This window comes from Pseudomonas sp. MWU16-30317 (genome assembly GCF_020515695.1).
Lineage (GTDB): Bacteria > Pseudomonadota > Gammaproteobacteria > Pseudomonadales > Pseudomonadaceae > Aquipseudomonas.
Window position 1 is genome coordinate 75,515 of sequence record NZ_JAIWJA010000006.1, and the last position, 22,290, is coordinate 97,804.

A 22,290-nucleotide genomic window follows, 5' to 3' on the forward strand; every position below is an offset into this window, starting at 1 on the left:
TCTCCCCCGCGAAGGGGCCAACGCGTAGCTGCAATCTGCCAAACCAAGGACCACTATGTCGCGTCGTATCTCCCCCGTCATACCCGGCTTCGGGCTGACGCTGGGCTACACCATCGTGTACCTCAGTCTGATTGTGTTGATTCCTCTGGCGGCGATGTTCATCCATGCCGCCCAGCTGACCTGGGACCAGTTCTGGACCATCGTCACCGCACCACGGGTGCTGGCGGCGCTCAAGTTGAGCTTTGGCACGGCGCTGGCCGCCGCCATCATCAACGGCATCATCGGCACCTTGCTGGCCTGGGTGCTGGTGCGTTACACCTTCCCCGGTCGCAAGATCATCGACGCCATGATCGACCTGCCATTCGCCCTGCCCACGGCCGTGGCCGGCATCGCGCTCACCGCGCTGTATTCGCCCAACGGCCTGGTCGGCCGCTTCGCCACCGACCTGGGCTTCAAGATCGCCTACTCGCCGCTCGGCATCACCCTTGCGCTCACTTTCGTGACCCTGCCGTTCGTGGTCCGCACCGTGCAACCAGTGCTCGCCGACATCCCCCGTGAAGTCGAAGAAGCCGCCGCCTGCCTGGGCGCCAAGCCGCTGCAGGTATTTCGCCACATCCTCGTGCCGGCCTTGCTGCCCGCCTGGCTGACCGGCTTCGCGCTGGCGTTGGCCCGGGGCGTGGGCGAGTACGGATCGGTGATCTTCATCGCCGGCAACATGCCGATGAAGACCGAGATCCTGCCGCTGCTGATCATGGTCAAGCTCGATCAATACGACTACACCGGCGCCACCGCCATCGGCGTGATGATGCTGGTGGTTTCCTTCATCATGTTGCTGCTGATCAACCTGCTGCAGCGGCGTATCGAAACCCCTTGAAGGAGCGCTGAACATGTCTTCGTCCACTACTTCGGCGGCCAATGCCGCGCGGCGTGGCAGCGTACTTTCACGGCGCATCCTGATCACCCTGGGCTGGCTGGTGTTCGCGCTGTTCCTGTTGCTGCCGCTGTTTATCGTGGTGTCCCAGGGGCTGAGTTCCGGCCTGGGCGCCTTCTTCACCGCTATCTTCGAGCCGGACGCGCTGTCGGCGCTGAAGCTGACCGTGCTGGCGGTGGTCATTTCGGTGCCGCTCAACTTGCTGTTCGGCGTGTGCGCGGCCTGGTGCGTGAGCAAGTACAGCTTCCGCGGCAAGACCATCCTGGTCACCCTGATCGACCTGCCGTTCTCGGTCTCGCCGGTGATCGCCGGCCTGGTCTACGTGTTGATGTTCGGCGCTCAGGGGTTGCTTGGGCCGTGGTTGCAGGATCACGACATCCAGATCGTCTTCGCCCTGCCGGGGATCGTGCTGGCGACCATCTTCGTCACTGTGCCCTTCGTCGCCCGCGAGCTGATCCCGCTGATGCAGGAGCAGGGCACTCAGGAAGAAGAGGCCGCGCGCCTGCTCGGTGCCAACGGCCTGCAGATGTTCTGGTACGTGACGGTGCCCAATATCAAGTGGGGCCTGATCTACGGCGTGGTGCTCTGCACGGCGCGGGCGATGGGCGAGTTCGGCGCGGTGTCGGTGGTGTCCGGGCACATCCGCGGGGTGACCAACACCTTGCCGCTGCACGTCGAGATCCTCTACAACGAATACAACCACGTGGCTGCGTTTGCAGTGGCCAGCCTGCTGCTGATCCTGGCGCTCTTCATCCTGCTGCTCAAGCAGTGGAGCGAGTCCCGTATTAACCGCCTGCGCAATAGCGCCGCGGAGGAATAAATCATGTCGATCGAAGTGCGTAACGTCAGCAAACGATTCAATGCCTTTCAGGCCCTCGACCGCATCGATCTGGACATCCAGAGCGGCGAGTTGGTGGCGCTGCTGGGGCCGTCGGGATGTGGCAAGACCACCCTGCTGCGTATCATCGCCGGGCTGGAGACGCCGGATCAGGGCAATATCGTCTTCCATGGCGAAGACGTCTCGGGCCATGACGTGCGCGATCGCAACGTCGGCTTCGTGTTCCAGCACTACGCCTTGTTCCGCCATATGACAGTGTTCGACAACGTCGCCTTCGGCCTGCGCATGAAGCCCAAGGCCGAGCGCCCCAACGAGACCCGCATTGCCGAGAAGGTCCACGAGCTGCTGAACATGGTGCAGCTCGACTGGCTGGCCGATCGATATCCCGAGCAATTGTCCGGTGGCCAACGCCAGCGTATCGCCCTGGCCCGCGCGCTGGCGGTGGAGCCCAAGGTACTGCTGCTCGACGAGCCCTTCGGCGCACTGGATGCCAAGGTGCGCAAGGAGCTGCGCCGCTGGCTGGCGCGCCTGCACGAAGACATCAACCTGACCTCGGTGTTCGTGACCCACGACCAGGAAGAAGCCATGGAAGTGGCGGACCGCATCGTGGTGATGAACAAGGGCAAGATCGAGCAGATCGGCTCGCCGGGGCAGGTCTACGAGAACCCGGCCAGCGATTTTGTCTATCACTTCCTCGGCGACTCCAACCGTCTGCATCTGGGCGGTGAAGAGCACGTGCTGTTCCGCCCCCACGAGGTGTCGCTGTCGCGCAGCGAGCTGGAAGACCACCACGCCGCCGAAGTACGCGATATCCGCCCACTGGGTGCGACGACGCGAGTGACGTTGAAGGTGGAAGGCCAGCCGGACTTGATCGAGGCTGAGGTGGTCAAGGATCACGACAGCCTGGTGGGCTTGGCGCGCGGCGAGACGTTGTTCTTCAAGCCGAAGGTGTGGCAGAAGGTTTCGGGTATCTAGGCAGGTTTGGTGGCGCCTGTGATGGCCACCTCGCCGCCGGAGCTGCGAGCCTGCTCCCACGGGTCTACAAGAAGCCTGTGGGGGCGGGCTATGCCCGCATGCCGTTATAACGGCTGATAAACTTTTTTATGTGATTTTTGGTTATTAATAAATAGCCTCTTATTCCTTAGAGAATATAAAACTCGCCCCTATACTAAGCCTCTGACAACGTATTTTTTTGGCAGGAGGCTCCCTCTCATGCGCAACGACTCCATCCGCTACCTGATCGTGCCGGGCTGGCAAGGCTCTGCCGATGATCATTGGCAGAGCCATTGGCAGCGCAGCCTGCCGAACAGCAGCCGTGTCGAGCAGGCCGACTGGATGACGCCGTCGTGCGCGGATTGGGTCGCGGCGCTCGAGCAGTCGATCATCGCCGCCGCCGGCCCGGTCATCCTCATCGCTCACAGCCTGGGCTGCATGGCCGTGGTGCACTGGGCTGCGCAGGCGCCTCGCGCACTGTTGCAGCAAGTCCAGGGTGTGCTGCTGGTGGCGCCGGCCGATGTCGAGCGTCCCAACTGCCCGCCAGCGCTGCAAAATTTCGCACCTATCCCACGGCACTTGCTGCCGTTCCCGAGCCAGGTGGTGAGCTCCGACAACGATGCGGCCATCAGCGCTACGCGGGCGATGGAACTTGCCCGTGACTGGGGTGCCGAAATCGGCATCCTCACCGGTGCCGGCCACATCAATGTCAAGTCCGGACATCAGCGCTGGGAGCAGGGGTTCGCCTACCTGTATCGCCTGCAAAGCCGTCTGGAGCAAGGGTCGCTGCGCCGCGCCTGACGCCACAAGGTTTTTCCAAAATTCGTTCTTATAACGCTGCCACCCCCATTGGGTGACGGCGGGAGTTTCCCATGAGTGTGCAAGACCTTTTCGCCCAGCCATTGCTGACCTTCCCCGATGCCGAAAAGAGCCCGTTGAGCATTCGTGCCAAGGCGCTGGTGTTTGTCGATCCACGCTCGCGGCAGCTGCGCGAGCAGCTCGAGACCCTGGCGCCGAAGTCGGTGCCGGTGCTCATCCACGGTGAAACAGGCACGGGCAAGGAACTGCTGGCCCGGCACATTCACCGTGGCAGCGATCGTGCCGGTCTGTTCGTGTCGGTCAATTGCGGGGCGATCAGCCCGACCTACGCCGATGCCGAATTGTTCGGGTATGCCGCCGGCGCCCACAGCGGCTCGGTCAGCAGCCGTGCCGGGTGGTTTGGTTCGGCCAACGGCGGCACCCTGTATCTGGACGAGATCGGTGATTTGCCGCTGGCCATCCAGACCAAACTGCTGGCCGCGCTGGAGAACCACGAAGTGACGCGGGTCGGTGCCCATCAGCCTAGCCCCGTGGACGTGCGCCTGGTGGCGGCCACCAGCATCGACCTGTCCAAGGCTGTGGCGGCGGGTAAATTCCACGAGCGCCTGCTTCGTTATCTGCACGAAGGTGTACTGGAGCTGCCGCCCTTGCGTGATCGCCCGGGCGACATCCCTTCGCTGGCCGAATATTTCCTCGGTATCTACAGCCAGCGCCTGGGCCTGGCGGTGCCGTTGATCAGCGATGCTGCGCAGCAATTGCTCGACCAGCACCCGTGGCCGGGGAACACTCGCGAGCTGGAGAACGTCATACATTTTGCCCTGCTGGTGAGCAGTGCCGACGTGATCCTGCCCGAGCACCTCAATCTGCCGATCGGGCTTGCTACAAAATAGATATAAGTACCTGATTAAAAGGTATTTCTGCATCGCTACCAGAGTCGGTATCGTCGCGCGCAAGCCAGCTCGCTGGCGCCCTTATAAAATCGAGATCATCCATGAAAAAGACTTTGTTGTTGACCGCTTTCGCCGCCGCTCTGTCCCTGGCAGGCTTCGCCCATGCCGGCGAAAAACTGGTGGTCGCGGCCACGCCGATCCCGCACGCCGAGATCCTCGAGCTGATCAAGCCGACCCTGGCCAAAGAAGGCGTGGACCTGGAAATCAAAGTCTTCACCGACTATGTGCAGCCGAACGTGCAGGTCGCCGAGAAGCATCTGGACGCCAACTACTTCCAGACCAAACCGTACCTGGACAACTTCAACAAAGGCAAAGGCACCAACCTGATCACCGTTGTCGGCGTGCACGTCGAACCCTTTGGCGGTTACTCGAAGAAGGTCACCAAACTGGCTGATCTGAAAGACGGCGCCACCGTGGCCATCCCTAACGAGGGCAGCAACAGCGGCCGCGCCTTGCTGCTGCTGCAAAAATCCGGCTTGATCACCCTGAAGGATCCGACCAACGCCCTGGCCACGCCGAAAGACATCGTCAAGAACGACAAGCACCTGAAGTTCAAGGAGCTTGAGTCGGCCATGCTGCCGCGCGTACTGGACCAGGTCGATCTGGACATGATCAACACCAACTACGCGCTGGAAGCGGGCCTGAACCCGGCCAAGGATGCGCTGGTGATCGAAGGCGCCGATTCGCCGTACGTGAACTTCCTGGTGGCACGTCCTGACAACCAGAACAGTGACGCCATCCAGAAGCTGGCCAAGGCGCTGACCAGCCCTGAGGTCAAAGCCTTCATCGCGGAAAAATACAAAGGCGCCGTACTGCCTGCGTTCTAAGCCTTTAGCCTGAACCCATATAGCGAGGGGGCTTGCCCCCGAAAGATCTTCGCCCTCCTCGGATTTTTGCAGGGAGGCGAGATTTTTCGGGGCAAGCCCCCTCGCTGCATCTGTATGGCGGATCCGCCAAAATTGGGTTCGTGCGTGTCATGCGTGCATAGCAAATGCTATAAGGAACCCTTTCAGCCCGCTCGCAGTCGCATAGTCACTGCGCGTCCCCCTCTCGATCATTTCAGCGCACGCAAAGGAGCCTGCATGGCTGTCTCTTTCTCACGGTGGCGGCTCGGCCTGTGCCTGGTCAGCCTCCTGGCCCTGTCTGCTTGCGACGATGCCCCGCCAGCGGCGCCCGAGCTGGTCCGCGTGCGGGTACAGCCGGTACAACCCGCCGATTTTGCCAGCACCGCCAACATGACCGGTGATATTCAGGCCCGCGTGCAGACTGAGCTGTCGTTCCGCGTGGGCGGCAAGATCGTCCAGCGCAAGGTCGATGTCGGCGATCGAGTCACCGCCAAGCAGGTGCTGGCGCAGCTCGACCCCAAGGACCTGCAGGTCAATGTCGATTCCGCCAAGGCCGAGGTCGGCGCCGAGCAGGCACGGGTCACGCAGGCCCAGGCCGCCTTCGAGCGTCAGGCCAAGTTGCTGCCCAAGGGCTACACCAGCCGCAGTGAATACGATTCCGCCCAGGCGTCGCTGCGCAGCAGCCAGAGCGCCCTGGCCGCTGCCAACGCGCAGCTGGCCAACGCCCGCGAGCAGCTGGGTTATACGGCGCTGGTGGCCGATGCGCCGGGCGTCATCACGGCACGCAAAGCCGAGGTCGGGCAGGTGGTGCAGGCTACCGCGCCGATCTTCAGCCTGGCCCGTGATGGCGAGCGCGATGCGGTCTTCAACGTTTACGAATCGCTGTTCGTGCAGCCACCCACCGATCAGCCCGTCACGGTCAGCTTGCTCGACAATCCGGCGATCAAAGCCACCGGCCGCATTCGTGAAATCACCCCAGCGGTCTCGGCCGACACCGGCACGCTGCAGGTCAAGGTGGCACTGTCGCAGGTGCCCGCGCAAATGCCACTGGGCGCGGTGGTCAGCGGCGCGCTGGTAGGCCAGGGCAAATCCAGCGTCTCGCTGCCGTGGGCGGCGTTGACCAAGGACGCCAAGGACCCTGCCGTGTGGCTGGTCGACAACGACAGCAAGGTCGCCCTGCAGCGGGTCACGGTGGGCCGTTACCTCACCGGCCAGGTGATCATCAGCGATGGCCTGGATCAAGGCCAGCGAGTGGTAGTCGCCGGGGGCCAGTTGCTGCACCCCGGCATGCAGGTTGAAGTGGCTGATGAGGTCAAGCAATGAAGCGGGCTCTACTGACCGGTTGTCTGTTGCTGTGCGCCTGCTCCAAGGAACAACCGCCACCCGAACCCGTGCGTCCGGTGCTGTCGATGCTGGTCAGCGCGCAGGATCAGGCTCAGCTGGGGCGCTTCGCTGGCACTATCGAGGCGCGCTATCAAAGTACCTTGGGCTTTCGCGTGGCCGGGCGCATCGCCCGCCGCGAAGTCGATGTCGGCGCTCAGGTGCAGGCCGATCAACTGCTGGCCGTGCTTGACCCCACCGACCAACAGAATCGCCTGCGCTCCAACCAAGGCGACCTGGCTCGGGTCGAGGCGCAATACATCAATGCCCAGGCCAATGCCCGTCGTCAGCAAGAGCTGTTCGACCGTGGCGTCGGCGCACAGGCCGGGCTGGACATCGCCCTGACCGACCTGAAAACCGCCAAGGCCTCCCGCGATCAAGCCCAGGCCGCCGTTAGCCAAGGCCGCGATCAGCTCAACTACAGCGAATTGCGCGCCGATCATGCGGCCATCGTCACCCAATGGCAGGCCGAGGCCGGGCAGACTGTCGCCGCGGGCCAGCAGATCGTCACCCTGGCGCGGCCGGACATCAAGGAAGCGGTCATCGACCTGCCTTCCGAGCTAGCCTCGCGCTTGCCGCTCGGCGTGCAGATGCAGGTCTCGGCGCAACTCGATCCCAGCCAGCAGACCACCGGCGTGGTGCGAGAAATCGAACCCCAGGCCGACAGCAGCACTCGCACCCGCCGTGCGCGGCTGACGCTGGCCGACACGCCCGCAGGCTTTCGCCTCGGCACGGCCATCAGTGTGACCCTCAGCTCGGCGATCGCGCCGCAGATCGAACTGCCGCTCAGCACCCTGCTCGAAACCGACGGCAAGACCCAGGTGTGGGTAATCGATCCGCAGGCCAGTACCGTGTCAGTGCGTGACGTTCAGGTGCTCTCGCGCAGTGCCGGCCTGGCGTTGATCGGCAACGGCGTCAAGCCCGGCGAGCGCGTGGTGACCGCCGGCGTCCACAGCCTCAAACCGGGCCAGAAAATAAAAATAGATGAGGAAGGCCCGCAATGAAAGGGAGCTTCAACCTGTCCGACTGGGCCATCAAGCACCAGTCGTTCGTGTGGTATCTGATGTTCGTCGGCCTGCTGATGGGGGTCTTCTCGTACCTCAATCTGGGCCGCGAGGAAGACCCGTCCTTCACCATCAAGACCATGGTCATCCAGACCCGCTGGCCCGGTGCGACTCAGGAAGAAACCCTCAAGCAGGTCACCGACCGCATCGAGAAGAAACTCGAAGAGCTGGACTCCCTCGACTACACCAAAAGCTATACCCGCCCTGGTGAGTCGACGGTGTTCGTGTATCTGCGCGACACCACCAACGCCAAGGCGATTCCGCAGATCTGGTACGAAGTGCGCAAGAAGATCGACGATATTCGCGGCGACTTCCCCCAAGGCCTGCAAGGGCCGGCCTTCAACGATGAATTCGGTGACGTGTTCGGTTCCATCTACGCCTTCACCGCCGACGGCATGAGCATGCGCCAGCTGCGCGATTACGTGGAGCAAGTGCGCAGCGACATCCGCTCGGTGCCCAACCTGGGCAAGGTGCAGATGATCGGCGCCCAGGACGAGGTGATCTACCTCAACTTCTCGACCCGCAAGCTGGCTGCGCTGGGCCTGGATCAGAACCAGGTCGTGCAGGCTCTGCAGGCGCAGAATGCGGTGACGCCGGCAGGGGTGATCGAGGCTGGACCGGAGCGCATCAGCGTGCGCACCTCGGGGCAGTTCAAGTCGGAAAAGGACCTGGAGAACGTCAACCTGCGGGTCAACGATCGCTTCTATCGTCTTGCCGATGTGGCCGAGATCGTGCGCGGCTACACCGATCCGCCCAAGCCGCTGTTCCGCTACAACGGCCAGCCAGCGATCGGCCTGGCCATCGCCATGCGCAAAGGTGGCAATATCCAGTCGTTCGGCAAGTCGCTGCACGAACGCATGACCGCGTCCACCGCCGACTTGCCGGTGGGCGTGGGCGTGCATGTGGTGTCCGATCAGGCCGAGGTGGTGGAGAAAGCCGTCGGCGGCTTTACCAGTGCGCTGTTCGAAGCGGTGGTCATCGTGCTGATCGTGAGTTTCATCAGCCTGGGCATGCGCGCCGGATTGGTGGTGGCCTGCTCGATCCCGCTGGTGCTGGCGATGGTGTTCGTGTTCATGGAATACAGCGGCATCACCATGCAGCGGATTTCCCTCGGAGCGCTGATCATTGCCCTCGGCCTGCTGGTGGACGACGCCATGATCACCGTGGAGATGATGGTCACTCGCCTCGAGAAGGGCGACACCCGTGAACAGGCGGCCACCTACGCCTATCACTCGACCGCCTTCCCGATGCTCACCGGCACGCTGGTGACGGTGGCGGGCTTCGTGCCCATCGGCCTCAACAACAGTTCCGCCGGGGAATACACCTTCACCCTGTTTGCGGTGATCGCCGTAGCGATGCTGGTGTCCTGGGCGGTGGCCGTGGTGTTTGCGCCGGTGATCGGCGTGCACATCCTCAGCAGCAAGAACGTCAAGCCCCATAGCGATGAGCCCGGGCGCATCGGCCGCGGTTTGAATCACGGCCTGCTGTTCGCCATGCGCCACCGCTGGCTGACGATCGGCTTCACCATCCTGTTGTTCGCCGTGGCGCTGTTTTGCATGCGCTTCGTGCAGAACCAGTTCTTCCCGTCGTCCGATCGGCCGGAAGTGCTGGTGGACCTCAATCTGCCGCAGAACGCCTCGATCAACGAGACCCGGCGCACCGTCGACCGGCTCGAAGCCACGCTCAAGGACGACCCGGACATCGCGCGCTGGAGCACCTACATCGGCCAGGGCGCGATTCGTTTCTATCTGCCGCTCGACCAGCAGCTTGAGAACCCCTATTACGCGCAGCTGATCATCGTCAGCAAGGGCCTGGAGGAGCGCGGCGCGTTGATGACCCGGTTGCGCGAGCGCCTGCGCAAGGATTTCGTCGGCATCGGCAGCTATGTGCAAACGCTGGAGATGGGCCCGCCGGTGGGCCGGCCGATCCAGTATCGGGTCAGCGGCAAGGACCTCGATCAGGTGCGCAAGCATGCTATTGAGTTGGGGGCCTTGCTGGACACCAATCAGCATGTCGCGGACACCATCTACGACTGGAACGAGCCCGGCAAGGTACTGCGCATTGATATCGCTCAGGACAAGGCCCGGCAACTGGGGCTGTCGTCCGAGGACGTGGCCAAGCTGATGAACAGCATCGTCAGCGGTGCGGCAGTCACTCAGGTCAACGACGATATCTACTTGGTCAACGTGGTCGGCCGCGCCGAGGATGCCGAGCGCAACTCGCCGGAAACCCTGCAGAACCTGCAGATCGTCACCCCCCGTGGCGTGTCGATCCCGCTGCTGGCGTTCGCGACCGTGCGCTACGAACTGGAGCAGCCGTTGGTGTGGCGCCGTGATCGGCACCCGACCATCACCCTCAAGGCAGCCGTGCGCGATCAGATCCAGCCGACCGACCTGGTGAACCAGCTCAAGCCGCAGATCGACAAGTTCGCCGCCGGCCTGCCGCCAGGCTACAAGGTGGCCACGGGCGGTACGGTGGAGGAGAGCGGCAAGGCGCAGGGCCCGATCGCCAGCGTGGTGCCGTTGATGCTGTTTTTGATGGCGACTTTCCTGATGATCCAACTGCACAGTGTGCAGAAGATGTTCCTGGTGGCCAGCGTGGCACCGCTGGGGCTGATCGGCGTGGTGCTTGCGCTGGTGCCGACCGGCACGCCCATGGGCTTCGTGGCGATTCTGGGGATCCTGGCGCTGATCGGCATCATCATCCGCAACTCGGTGATCCTGGTAACGCAGATCGACGAGTATGAGCGTGACGGCTACCTGCCTTGGGACGCGGTGCTGGAGGCAACCCAACACCGGCGCCGGCCGATCCTGCTGACGGCCGCAGCGGCCAGCCTGGGCATGATCCCTATCGCCCGCGAAGTGTTCTGGGGGCCGATGGCCTACGCGATGATCGGCGGCATTATCATCGCCACGCTACTGACGTTGCTGTTCCTGCCGGCGCTGTATGTGGCTTGGTATCGGATCAAGGAGCCGACAGAAGGCGAGCGTAAAGAGCAGCATCCAGCTAACGCCTGATCGCCTGCTGCCCCCGCTAACGGGGGCTTGCGCCCGATCCGGTGTCGATGCCGAGGTTGCTGGCACGATTGTTCGGCGCCGGACGCGCAGGCCCCTCGCTACAGGTCATGGCGGGTAATCAGCGGCGCCACACACTCGCCAGCCATGGCTGCTGCTCGCGCGGCAGCCCGGCGGGTCGGTAGTAGTGCTCCAGCTCGCTGAAACCGGCCGCGGTCAGCAGCGCGGTCCAGCTGGCCAGATCGTGATATGCGCCGTAGCGCTGGCCTTTCCAGCCTTCCTGATTGTCGCCCCGGGGGTTGGAGCTGAACAACGCTCCGCCTGGCTTGAGGGTGGCATGCAGCTGACGCAGGACCCTCGGCAGCTCCTGAGCCGGCACGTGGAACAGCGAGGCATTGGCGAAGATGCCGTCGAAACGCGCTTCAGGCAGATCCAGCTGCAAAAAATCCTGATGCCAGACCTCGCAGCCGCTGTCGGCGCGGGCCATTTCGGCGAAGCGCTCGGTGCCGTCGAGGCCGACGGCAACCTGGCCCAGGCGGGTGAAGGTCTGCAGGTCACGGCCAGGGCCGCAGCCGAAATCGAGGATGTGCCACGGGGCGGGGCCCTGCAGGTGACGCAACAGCGCCTCGATGTTCTGGCTGACGTCGTGGTCGCGCGTGCCTTGGCGGAAGTCTTCGGCAACCGCCTCGTAGTTGCTCAGGGTCGTGGTGGTGATGTGTTCGAGGTCTTGCGAGTCGAGTTTCATGGCGCTGTCGATGGCTGGGTGAAGTGGGGTAGATCATAGGGCAACAGACGTATACCGGGTGATTTCCTGTCGTGACATCGGGGGGATGTTCTGATGGCTTTGCGCAAGCTGTACCGGCCTCTTCGCGGGCAAGCCTCGCTCCCACAAGGATGCGTTGGCAGGGCAGCTTTGTGCCCGCAGGCTTTTGTGGCGTAATGTGTCATCCCCGTCGTGAGCACAGGAGTAGTCAACGTGAGTGATTCCCCTCAAGGCCGTGCTGGCCATTGGCACCTGAACGACATCGTCGCGCAACTGCGCAGCGCCCGCGAGCAGTGGCGCGGCCAGAACGGCCGTAGCTGTGGCGCCCAGGGTGGCCGCGAACTGCCCTCGCGCGATGCCATGGCAACGCTCCTCGAGCAGCTCTGCGGCGCGCTGTTCCCCATGCGCCTGGGGCCGGTGGACCTGCGCGAGGAGAGTGAAGACTTCTACGTCGGCCATACCCTGGATGCGGCCCTCAACGCCCTACTGGTGCAAGCGCGGCTCGAGTTGCGCTACGCCACCCGTCAGGAGCCTTGCAACAACGACGCGGTGGATGCCCAGGCGGTTAGCCTGGTCCAGGCTTTCGCGGCGGCGTTGCCAGGCTTGCGGCGCTTGCTCGACAGCGATGTGCTGGCGGCCTACCACGGTGATCCGGCGGCGCGCAGCGTCGACGAGGTACTGCTGTGCTATCCGGGGATACTGGCAGTGATTCATCATCGCGTGGCCCACCACCTGTACCGTGCGGGCTTGCCGTTGCTGGCGCGGATCAGTTCCGAGATCGCCCATTCCTCCACGGGTATCGACATCCACCCCGGCGCGCAGATCGGCGGCAGCTTCTTCATCGACCACGGTACGGGCGTAGTCATCGGCGAAACCGCCATCATCGGCGAGCGGGTGCGGATCTATCAGGCGGTGACCCTGGGCGCCAAGCGCTTCCCGGCCGACGAGTCGGGGCAGTTGCAGAAAGGCTGGCCGCGTCACCCGATCGTCGAAGATGACGTGGTGATCTACGCCGGCGCGACCATTCTGGGGCGCATCACCATCGGCAAGGGCTCGACCATCGGCGGCAACGTCTGGCTGACCCGCAGCGTGCCGGCGGGGAGCAACCTGACCCAGGCCAATCTGCAACATGACGATGGGACGCAGAGGTAGATTTGAGTTGAATGTACCGGCCTTATTGCGGGCCAGCTTTGCCTCCACGGTGTGAGCAGTTCGATTGCGCACCTGTGGGAGCAAGGCTGCGCGCTCGGCGGCGAAAAGGCTCTTGAAAACGGCGCAAATATCCGCCCGATACCTCACCACTCGGCCCGTCAATTAGGCCCTTGACCCCCTTTCATGTTTTAATTGAACGCTCGTTCAATATAAACATTGGTTCGCGATCCGCGTTCAACAGGAGGCCAACCCCGCAATGAGTGTTTCTTCTGCGCCCGCAAGCACCACCGTCCGCATGAACCCACCGGTGTTCTTTTTCGCCGCCAGTTTCATTCTGCTCTTCGGCATCATCGTCATCGCCTTCCCGCAAACTGCCGGGGCCTGGCTGGCCGCTGCGCAGAGCTGGGCGGCCAATACCGTTGGCTGGTATTACATGACCGCCATGACCCTGTACCTGATCTTCGTGGTCGGTACGGCGTTGTCCGGGTACGGCAAGCTCAAGCTGGGCGCCGATCATGACGAGCCCGAATTCAGCTATCTGTCCTGGGCCGGCATGTTGTTCGCTGCCGGTATCAGCATCACGCTGTTCTTCTTTTGTGTGTCCGAACCGCTGACCCACATGATGCACCCACCCCAAGGCGAGGGTGGCACCCAGGCTGCGGCGCGCCAGGCCATGCAGTTGGTTTTCCTGCACTGGGGCCTGCACGGCTGGGGTGTGTTCGCCTTCGTCGGCATGGCCCTGGCGTTTTTCGCCTATCGCCACAACCTGCCTTTGGCGCTGCGTTCGGCCCTGTATCCGCTGATCGGCAAGCGCATCAACGGTCCGATCGGCTATGCGGTCGACGGCTTCGCGATCATCGCCACGGTGTTCGGCCTGGGCGCCGACATGGGCTTCGGCGTGTTGCACCTCAACGCCGGGCTCGACTACCTGTTCGGCGTCGCCCACACCCATTGGGTGCAGTTGATCCTCATCACCTTGATGATGGGCGCGGCGATCATCGTCGCGGTGTCCGGCGTCGACAAGGGCGTGCGGGTGATGTCCGACATCAACATGCTGCTGGCCGTCGCGCTGCTGCTGTTCGTACTGTTCGCCGGACCAACCCAGCATCTGCTGACCACCTTGATTCAGAACGTCGGTGACTACCTGTCGGTGTTGCCAGCCAAGAGTTTCGACCTGTACGCCTACGACAAACCCAGCGAGTGGCTGGGCAACTGGACGGTGTTCTATTGGGCCTGGTGGATTGCGTGGGCGCCGTTCGTGGGGCTGTTCATCGCGCGGATCTCGCGCGGACGGACCATTCGCGAATTCGTCTTCGGGGTGCTGCTGATTCCGCTGGGCTTCACCTTGGCGTGGATGTCGATATTCGGTAACAGCGCCATCGAACTGGTACTTGGCCATGGCATGGCGGCGCTCGGTGACTCGGCGTTGGCGGATCCATCGAAGACCCTTTACCTGCTGCTTGAAACCTATCCGTGGAGCAAAACGGTGATCGCCGTCACGGTCTTCATCAGCTTCGTGTTCTTCGTTACTTCGGCCGACTCCGGCACCGTGGTGCTCTCGACCCTGTCGGCGCATGGCGGCAGCCCTGACGAAGACGGGCCGAAATGGCTGCGAGTGTTCTGGGGCGTGATGACTGCGCTGATCACCAGCGGCTTGCTGTTCGCCGGCAGTATCGATTCGCTCAAGTCCGCGGTTGTGCTGACCTCGCTACCGTTCTCGTTGATCCTGCTGGCGATGATGTGGGGGCTGCACAAGGCGTTTTATCTGGAGTCGCAGCGCAAGATCGCGCAGCTGTACTCGCTGGCGCCGGTGTCGACTTCGCGGCGTGCCAGTGGTGGCTGGCGTCAGCGCTTGAGCCAGGCCGTGCACTTCCCCTCGCGGGACGAGGTGTACCGGGTGATGGACACTCTGGTGCGGCCGGCGATTGCCGACGTGTCGGCGGTGTTCGTCGAGAAGGGCCTGAGCGTGGTGACCCAGGAAGACCCGAGTGCCGACAGCGTGATGCTGGAGGTGGGCCATGGCGAGGAACGGCCGTTCATCTATCAGGTGCTGATGCGCGGTTACTTCACGCCGTCGTTCGCCCGTGGCGGCATGGGTACGCGTGAGTTGAAGAACCGCCGCTACTATCGCGCCGAGGTGCATCTGAGCGAAGGCAGCCAGGATTACGATCTGGTGGGCTACAGCAAGGAGCAGGTGATCAACGATATTCTTGATCAGTACGAACGGCATTTGCAGTTCTTGCATCTTGTGCGCTGATCACTGCGGGTAACGATATTGCTGCGTGCCAGTGCCGGCCTCTTCGCGAGCAAGCTCGGCTCCCACAGGTGTACGACTCAAGGCCAGTCGCCGCTGTGGGAGCAAGGCTTGGCTCCCCCAGATGTACGGCTCAAGGCCCGCCGCCGCAGTGGGTGCAAGGCTGGCTCCCACAGTTGTACGGCTCAAGGCCAGCCGCCGCTGTGGGAGCAAGGCTTGCTCCCACAGGTGTACGGATCAAGGCCAGTCGCCGCAGTGGGAGCAAGGCTTGCTCCCACAGGTGCACGACTCAAGGCCAGCCGCCGCAGTGGGTTCAAGGCTGGCTCCCACAGTTGTGCGGCTCAAGGCCAGTCGCCGCTGTGGGAGCAAGGCTTGCTCCCACAGGTGTACGGCTCAAGGCCAGCCGCCGCAGTGGGAGCAAGGCTTGGCTCCCACAGGTGTACGGCTCAAGGCCAATCGCCGCTTTGGGAGCAAGGCTGGCTCCCACAGGTGTACGGCTCAAGGCAAGTCGCCGCTGTGGGAGCAAGGCTTGGCTCCCACAGGTGTACGGCTTAAGGCCAGTCGCCGCTGTGGGAGCAAGGCTTGCCCGCGAAGAGGCCGTGCGTTGCAGCGCATAGCCCACGGCGACCCGCTCTATTGGAGGCGACGCTGGTTAAACCAAGCCGCCATTGGCCCGCAGGATCTGCCCATTGATCCAGCCGCTGTCCGGGCCGGTCAAAAAGGCCACCACACCGGCGATGTCGTCCGGCTGGCCCAGGCGCTCCAGCGGTGGCATCTTCGCCAGGTTCTGGATCTGCTCCTCGCTCTTGCCGTTGAAGAACAAGTCCGTCGCCACCGGCCCCGGGGCGACCGCGTTGACCGTGATCCCGCGACCGCGCAGTTCCTTGGCGAATACCTGAGTCAGGGATTCCACCGCCGCCTTGCTGGCGATGTACACCGAGTAATTGGGCAGGTTCATGCCCACGGTGCTGCTGGAAAAATTGATGATCCGCCCGCCATCGTTCATTCGCGACGCTGCTTCACGCAGGGTGTTGAAGGTGCCGCGGGTGTTGATCGCGAAGGTCCTTTCATACAGCTCGTCGTCGGTTTCGGCCAATGCCACCATTTTCAGAATGCCGGCGTTGTTGACCAGCACATCGACCTTGCCCAACTGTTGCTCGGTCGTGTCGAACAGCGCCCGCACATCGCCGGCGCTGGCCACATCGGCCTTGACCGCAATCGCCTTGCCGCCCTTGGCCTGAACACTGGCCACCAGGGCTTCGGCCTCTGCCGCGCTGCTGGCGTAGTTGATCACTACAGCCAAACCTTCGCCGGCCAGGCGTTCGGCAATCACTGCGCCGATGCCACGGGAGGCGCCGGTCACAATCGCAACTTTCTGAGTCATGGAATATTCCTCGCGGTAAATGTGCGTTCAGCATCCCAGCTTTGGCGCCTTCGATAAACAGCCAGTGCGCTGGGTCGTCGTGGGAGAGGTGAAAATCCCATGACGACCTTTTCACAAATCGTTAGCTTGATAATGAAAAGTTCAACCCCTCCGTTTTTCTCAACTTTTCTGGGGAACTTTCAAGCTCTCGGCTGTCTCGGGGAAAAATCCTTTCAGCGGCAAAAAAAACAGGGTTTCGGCCCGCAAAATGGGAGATTGTCATATTGCTGCCATGAAGATGGCTTATTGAGCGTTCTATTTTTATGCGGCTAAAGCGCTAAAAATTATTCCTTTATTCTAAAATGATCTAATTTTTCAAAAACAGTCCTATGGTGAATTGTGAAAAATTCATTAGTCTGCATCCCCGGAGACCCGAACTTAGACGCGGGCCCGAGTTCGCCGCAAGGCTGACCACACATTTGAGTTTTGGTGGACATTGCGCGGGTGCAAACGATCACAGGGCACAAGACCCTGCCGCCAAAAACAAAAAAAATAGCAATTTCGAGGAGCAACACATGCGTAAGTCGAGTCTGGCCCTGGCCATTGCAGTAGGCGCACTGGCACAACAAGCAAGTGCAGCAGGTTTTCTTGAGGACAGCCACGCGTCGGTCAGTTCGCGTACCTTCTTTTTCCAGAACGACAACCGTGAAGCAGCTCCTGGCTCCAACGCGGACCAGCGCGAACTGGCTACCATCCTGCGTGCCGACTTCATCTCCGGCTACACCCAAGGCCTCGTAGGCTTCGGTCTGGACGTGACTGGCTTCCAGGCGTTCTACCTGGGCGGCGATAACAAGCACACTGCCAACAACAGCTTCTTCCCTGGCAAGGCTCAAGACGCAGACGACGCGTTCAGCGGTGCTGGCGCCAACGCCAAGGTCAAAATCTCGAAAACCGAGCTGAAACTGGGTAATGCCCTGGCACCTAACCTGCCAATCCTCGTGGCCAACGATGGTCGCGTAGCACCACAGATGTTCTCGGGTGGCCAAATCACTTCCAAGGACATCGATAACGTGACGCTGACTGCTGGTCAGTTGGGTCAGCAGCGCGGTCGTGCGTCCAGCAACTGGACTGGCATGAGCGTTAGTGGTGCGACCAAGGACAGCAACAAGTTCACCTTCGCCGGTGCTGACTGGAAAGTCACCAAAGACCTGACGCTGCAGTACTATTTCGCCAATCTGGAAGACTTCTACAAACAGAACTTCCTGGGTTTGCTGCACGTTTATCAGATCGACAAAGACCAGTCCTTCAAGACTGACCTGCGCTGGTTCAATACCACTGCCGATGGTGCGAACGCCGACCACACATCCGGCTATGCCTTCAACGGCAACGGTGGCTATCGTCGCGCCGATGGCGAGATCGACAACACCATGGGCATCGCCATGTTCACCTACACCATTGGTGGCCATTCGATCATGCTGGGTCACCAGCGTATTTCGGACAGCGGTGGCTTCTCGTACATGAACTCCGGCAGCATGACCGAAGGCACCGGCGCCACTACCGGTAACGGCGGCGTCAGCTTCTACTCGTTCACTGACTCCCTGATCAGCGGCTTCAACAAAGCTGGCGAGAACACCACTTTCGGTCAGTACAGCTATGACTTCGCTCGCCTGGGCGTCCCTGGCCTGAAAGCGTCCGCTGCCTACCTGTCCGGCAAGAACGCTCGTGAACTGCGCAATACCAATACCGGTGATGGCTCCGAGCACGAAACCGACCTGCGTGTGGACTACGTCGTACAGTCCGGTCCTCTCAAAGGCTTCGGTACCACGCTGCGTCAAGGCTACTTCAACAGCAACGAGAAGGCCGGTACCGCCGTCAAGCAAAACCAGACTCGCCTGATCTTCAACTACACCTACAACTTCTTCTAAGTCGTAGCGCGTAGCGAAAAACCCGCCCGGAGCGTGCTCCTGGCGGGTTTTTTTATTTCTGGCTGATGGTAAAGGTCGCGTGCGGGCAAGGGCTTTGCCCGCGAAAGCGCCAGTGGATCCACCGCGTGGGCTCAGATATGCCAGCGGGGTGGCGGAGATTCACGAGCAGAGCCCGCCCCGCAGAGATCACGGCATCGATCTCCACTTATGTTTTTCAGGAATATCCAAGGCACTATCCATTCCTTTTAAACCGCGCGGCTGCGAGGCACAGTGTCTCCACCCACTCAGGAGCCACGTTCATGACCATCCGCCTTGGCGACATCGCCCCCGACTTCCAGCAAGACTCAAGCGTTGGCCCGATCCAGTTCCACGAGTGGCTTGGCGACCAGTGGGGCGTGCTGTTTTCTCATCCTGCCGACTACACCCCCGTGTGCACCACCGAACTGGGCCTTACCGCCAAGCTCAAGGACGAATTCGCCCAGCGTGGCGTCAAGGCCATCGCCCTGTCCGTCGATCCGGTGGAGTCGCACCACGGCTGGATCAAGGACATCAACGAAACCCAGAACACCGTGGTCAACTTTCCGATCCTGGCCGACGCCGATCGCAAGGTGTCCGAGCTCTATGACCTGATCCATCCCAATGCCAGCGAGACCCTGACTGTGCGCTCGCTGTTCGTGATCGATCCGAACAAAAAGGTGCGTCTGATCATCACCTACCCGGCCAGTACCGGGCGCAACTTCAACGAAATTCTGCGCGTCATCGACTCGTTGCAGTTGACCGACAGCCACAAGGTGGCGACCCCGGCCAACTGGCAGGACGGCGATGAAGTGGTCATCGTGCCGTCGCTCAAAGACGAGGCCGAAATCGCCAAGCGCTTCCCTAAAGGCTATCGCGCCGTCAAACCGTATCTGCGTTTGACGCCGCAACCGAACCGTTGACAGGTAGGGTCTTCAGGGCGCTTCGGCGCCCTTTTTTTTATTCCGTTTTAGCGTGAGGCAGTGGATAAACATCGCATATAGCGTTAACGAATAACTAAATGAATAAATATGATTTATGGATATATATATTCAGCTGTTAAGGTTTCGTCCATCACAGCGTGTTCACAGAACCGCGGCAATTTGAAGGAAGCCTAGCGATGTTGGTTGTAGCGATCGGTGGTAGCCCAAGTCAACGTTCACGCTCCGGCGTATTGCTCGAGCGTGCCAAGCACACCCTGCAAGGCAAGGGCGTCGAAGTGGTGACCTTTCAAGTACGCGACTTCAATGCAGAAGACCTGTTGCACGCGCGTTTCGACAGCCCGCAAGTGCTCGACTTTCTGCAACTGGTCGAGAAGGCGGACGGCGTGATCGTCGCCACGCCGATCTACAAGGCCGCCTACTCCGGTGCCCTCAAGACGCTGCTGGACCTGCTGCCCGAACGTGCCTTGAGCGGCAAGGTGGTGTTGCCGATTGCCACCGGTGGCAGCATCGCTCACCTGCTGGCCGTCGACTATGCGCTCAAGCCGGTGCTGTCGGCGCTCAAGGCCCAGGAAACCCTGCAAGGCATTTTCGCCGACGACAGCCAGATCACTTACGGCGAGGGCACTGCCGCCGCCCAGTTGGAAGAACGCCTGGCAGAACGCTTTGAAGCGGTACTGACCGAATTTCACCAGACTATCGCCAGCCGCCCGAAACCCCTGGACCCTGGCTTGCTCAATGAACGTCTGCTCAGTGCTCGCTGGAGCATCTGAGCCGCCACACCCCTTGTAGCCATTGATGTACTCGCCGCTACGGTATCGCGGCGATCGGACCTCTACACCTGAAGGAAAGCAAAATGCGTAAAGTCTTGTTGCGTCGTGGTCTGGTCGCGCTGTTTGCCACGGCGGTGGCGCTGGGTGCAATAACCGAGGCCCAGGCCGAAACCCTGCGTATCGGTTATCAGAAATACGGCACCCTGGTGCTGCTCAAGGCCCGTGGCACTCTGGAGAAGCGTCTTGCCGATCAGGGTGTGGACGTCAAGTGGACCGAGTTCCCAGGTGGCCCACAGCTGCTCGAGGGCCTCAACGTCGGTTCCATCGATTTCGGCGTGACCGGCGAAACCCCGCCCGTGTTCGCCCAGGCGGCCAAGGCCGATCTGGTCTACGTCGCCAACGAGCCGCCCGCGCCAACCAGCGAAGCGATTCTGGTGCCCAAGGATTCGACCGTTAAATCGGTCGCCGACCTCAAGGGTAAAAAGGTCGCCCTCAATAAAGGCTCCAACGTCCACTACCTGCTGGTGCGTGCGCTGGAAGATGCCGGCCTGAAATACACCGATATCCAAACCGTGTATCTGGCGCCCGCCGATGCCCGCGCCGCGTTCGAGAAGGGCGCCGTGGATGCCTGGGTGATCTGGGACCCCTACCAGGCGGCCGCCGAGAAGCAACTGCAAGCGCGCACCCTCAAGGATGGCACCGGCCTGGTGGACAACAACCAGTTCTACCTGGCCACCCGCACCTTCGCCAAGGATCATCCGAAAGTGATCGAAGCCCTGGTGGACGAAGTGCGCAAGACCGGCGAATGGTCCAAGGCCAACCCCGAGCAAGTGACTGACGAGGTCGCGCCGCTGCTGGGCCTGCCGAAGGACATCACCCTGACCTCGGTCAAGCGCCAAGGCTTCGGTGCCCAGTACCTGACGCCGGCAGTGGTCGAGGCGCAGCAGAAAATCGCCGATACCTTTTACCAGCTCAAACTGATTCCTCAGCCTTTGGTGATCAAGGACGTGGTGTGGACGCCGCCGGTTGGCGTGGCCGCTGCCGGACAGTAATGCCTGCGCCGGAGCAGGTTCCGGCTTGAGCCCATCTATAAGGAGACAACTTCAATGAGCCTCAACATTTTCTGGTTCCTGCCCACCCACGGCGACGGTCATTATCTGGGTACCGCCGAAGGCGCTCGCGCCGTCGACCATGGTTATCTGCAACAGATCGCTCAAGCGGCCGATCGCCTTGGCTTCGGGGGTGTGCTGATCCCCACTGGCCGCTCGTGTGAAGATTCCTGGCTGGTGGCCGCTTCGCTGATTCCGGTGACTCAGCGCTTGAAATTCCTGGTGGCGCTGCGCCCCGGGATCATCTCGCCCACCGTGGCTGCGCGTCAGGCGGCGACCCTGGATCGCCTGTCCAATGGCCGCGCGCTGTTCAACCTGGTGACCGGGGGTGACCCTGAAGAATTGTCCGGTGACGGCCTGTTCCTGACCCACGAAGAACGCTACGAAGCCTCGGTGGAATTCACCCGCATCTGGCGCCGCGTGCTCGAAGGCGAAACCGTCGACTACGATGGCAAGCACATCACTGTCAAAGGCGCCAAGCTGCTCTATCAACCGGTGCAGCAACCACGTCCGCCGCTGTATTTCGGAGGTTCTTCGGACGCCGCTCAGGATCTCGCGGCCGAGCAGGTCGAGATGTACCTGACCTGGGGCGAGCCGCCGGCCGCCGTTGCCGAAAAAATCGCCCAGGTCCGGGAAAAGGCGGCGCGTCAGGGCCGTACCGTGCGCTTCGGCATTCGCTTGCACGTGATCGTGCGCGAGACCACCGAGGAGGCGTGGCGTGCCGCCGACAAACTGATCTCCCACGTCGATGACGCAACCATCGAGCGGGCGCAGAAGTCCCTCGCCCGTTACGACTCCGTGGGCCAGCAGCGTATGGCCGCCCTGCACGGCGGCGACCGCACCAAGCTGGAGGTCAGCCCCAACCTGTGGGCCGGCGTCGGCCTAGTGCGCACCGGTGCCGGCACTGCCCTGGTGGGCGATGGCCCGACCGTCGCGGCGCGGGTCAAGGAATACGCGGCATTGGGCATCGATACCTTTATTTTCTCCGGCTATCCGCACCTCGAAGAGTCCTACCGGGTTGCCGAGTTGCTGTTCCCCCATCTCGACGTGGCACCCTCCGAGCTGCCAGCGGGTGGGCGCGCTGTAACCGCCGCCGGTGAAGTGGTGGCCAACGATTACGCACCTGCTACCGCAAACGCGGCGCAGGGCTGAGGAATAGAT

The 22,290-nt window shown here is 62.0% G+C and carries 17 protein-coding genes and 1 pseudogene; 16 read left to right on the forward strand and 2 right to left on the reverse strand.

Annotation, left to right across the window (positions count from 1 at the left end):
* The first annotated feature begins 55 nt into the window (after window positions 1–55).
* The 9 genes and pseudogenes from cysT to LIX93_RS17965 all read left to right on the forward strand — a co-directional run bounded on the left by cysT (window position 56) and on the right by LIX93_RS17965 (window position 10,837).
* Complete coding sequence (gene cysT, locus LIX93_RS17925) at window positions 56–874, forward strand: sulfate ABC transporter permease subunit CysT (RefSeq protein ID WP_226505395.1); 819 nt, start codon at window positions 56–58, stop codon at window positions 872–874.
* 13 nt (window positions 875–887) lie between these two features.
* Window positions 888–1,751 carry a sulfate ABC transporter permease subunit CysW gene (gene cysW, locus LIX93_RS17930; RefSeq protein WP_226505396.1) on the forward strand — a complete coding sequence of 288 codons (864 nt, stop codon included), beginning with the start codon at window positions 888–890 and terminating at the stop codon, window positions 1,749–1,751.
* A gap of 3 nt (window positions 1,752–1,754) precedes the next feature.
* Window positions 1,755–2,744, forward strand: coding sequence for a sulfate ABC transporter ATP-binding protein (locus tag LIX93_RS17935; protein WP_226505397.1), 990 nt, complete (start codon window positions 1,755–1,757; stop codon window positions 2,742–2,744).
* A 237-nt stretch (window positions 2,745–2,981) separates the two neighbouring features.
* Window positions 2,982–3,563, forward strand: a complete 582-nt coding sequence (locus tag LIX93_RS17940; protein ID WP_226505398.1) for an alpha/beta hydrolase — start codon at window positions 2,982–2,984, stop codon at window positions 3,561–3,563.
* 71 nt (window positions 3,564–3,634) lie between these two features.
* Window positions 3,635–4,453, forward strand: a pseudogene (locus LIX93_RS17945) (sigma 54-interacting transcriptional regulator); the annotation flags it as partial.
* A gap of 119 nt (window positions 4,454–4,572) precedes the next feature.
* Window positions 4,573–5,358, forward strand: coding sequence for a MetQ/NlpA family ABC transporter substrate-binding protein (locus tag LIX93_RS17950; protein ID WP_226505399.1), 786 nt, complete (start codon window positions 4,573–4,575; stop codon window positions 5,356–5,358).
* A gap of 255 nt (window positions 5,359–5,613) precedes the next feature.
* On the forward strand, window positions 5,614–6,699 hold the full coding sequence (locus LIX93_RS17955) for an efflux RND transporter periplasmic adaptor subunit (RefSeq protein WP_226505400.1): 1,086 nt from the start codon (window positions 5,614–5,616) through the stop codon (window positions 6,697–6,699).
* Window positions 6,696–7,760 (forward strand): efflux RND transporter periplasmic adaptor subunit, encoded by a 1,065-nt coding sequence (locus tag LIX93_RS17960; protein WP_226505401.1) that lies wholly within the window; start codon window positions 6,696–6,698, stop codon window positions 7,758–7,760. Before LIX93_RS17955 ends, LIX93_RS17960 begins: the two co-directional genes overlap by 4 nt.
* Window positions 7,757–10,837, forward strand: a complete 3,081-nt coding sequence (locus LIX93_RS17965) for an efflux RND transporter permease subunit (protein WP_226505402.1) — start codon at window positions 7,757–7,759, stop codon at window positions 10,835–10,837. Before LIX93_RS17960 ends, LIX93_RS17965 begins: the two co-directional genes overlap by 4 nt.
* 118 nt (window positions 10,838–10,955) lie before the next feature.
* On the opposite strand, the gene LIX93_RS17970 is transcribed toward LIX93_RS17965, so the two are convergent.
* Window positions 10,956–11,579, reverse strand: a complete 624-nt coding sequence (locus LIX93_RS17970; protein WP_226505403.1) for a class I SAM-dependent methyltransferase — start codon at window positions 11,577–11,579, stop codon at window positions 10,956–10,958.
* A gap of 231 nt (window positions 11,580–11,810) precedes the next feature.
* On the opposite strand from LIX93_RS17970, the gene epsC reads away from it, so the two are divergent.
* Window positions 11,811–12,749: a serine O-acetyltransferase EpsC gene (epsC, locus tag LIX93_RS17975; protein ID WP_226505404.1), complete on the forward strand. Its 939-nt coding sequence runs from the start codon at window positions 11,811–11,813 to the stop codon at window positions 12,747–12,749.
* 295 nt (window positions 12,750–13,044) lie between these two features.
* Entirely contained in the window at window positions 13,045–15,006 is a 1,962-nt protein-coding gene (gene betT / locus LIX93_RS17980; protein WP_226505652.1) for a choline transporter BetT, read from the forward strand.
* Between the two features lie 649 nt (window positions 15,007–15,655).
* On the opposite strand, the gene LIX93_RS17985 is transcribed toward betT, so the two are convergent.
* The gene (locus tag LIX93_RS17985; protein ID WP_226505405.1) at window positions 15,656–16,387 is read right to left on the reverse strand and encodes an SDR family oxidoreductase; all 732 of its coding nucleotides are present in this window, start codon (window positions 16,385–16,387) and stop codon (window positions 15,656–15,658) included.
* 554 nt (window positions 16,388–16,941) lie between these two features.
* Here LIX93_RS17985 and LIX93_RS17990 point away from each other — a divergent pair.
* The 5 genes from LIX93_RS17990 to ssuD all read left to right on the forward strand — a co-directional run bounded on the left by LIX93_RS17990 (window position 16,942) and on the right by ssuD (window position 22,281).
* Window positions 16,942–18,291: an OprD family outer membrane porin gene (locus LIX93_RS17990; RefSeq protein ID WP_226505406.1), complete on the forward strand. Its 1,350-nt coding sequence runs from the start codon at window positions 16,942–16,944 to the stop codon at window positions 18,289–18,291.
* A 299-nt stretch (window positions 18,292–18,590) separates the two neighbouring features.
* Entirely contained in the window at window positions 18,591–19,229 is a 639-nt protein-coding gene (locus LIX93_RS17995) for a peroxiredoxin (RefSeq protein WP_226505407.1), read from the forward strand.
* Between the two features lie 197 nt (window positions 19,230–19,426).
* Entirely contained in the window at window positions 19,427–20,020 is a 594-nt protein-coding gene (gene ssuE / locus LIX93_RS18000; RefSeq protein ID WP_226505408.1) for an NADPH-dependent FMN reductase, read from the forward strand.
* An 83-nt stretch (window positions 20,021–20,103) separates the two neighbouring features.
* Window positions 20,104–21,072, forward strand: a complete 969-nt coding sequence (locus LIX93_RS18005; RefSeq protein WP_226505409.1) for a sulfonate ABC transporter substrate-binding protein — start codon at window positions 20,104–20,106, stop codon at window positions 21,070–21,072.
* 54 nt (window positions 21,073–21,126) lie between these two features.
* Window positions 21,127–22,281 carry an FMNH2-dependent alkanesulfonate monooxygenase gene (gene ssuD, locus LIX93_RS18010; protein ID WP_226505410.1) on the forward strand — a complete coding sequence of 385 codons (1,155 nt, stop codon included), beginning with the start codon at window positions 21,127–21,129 and terminating at the stop codon, window positions 22,279–22,281.
* Window positions 22,282–22,290 lie beyond the last annotated feature (9 nt).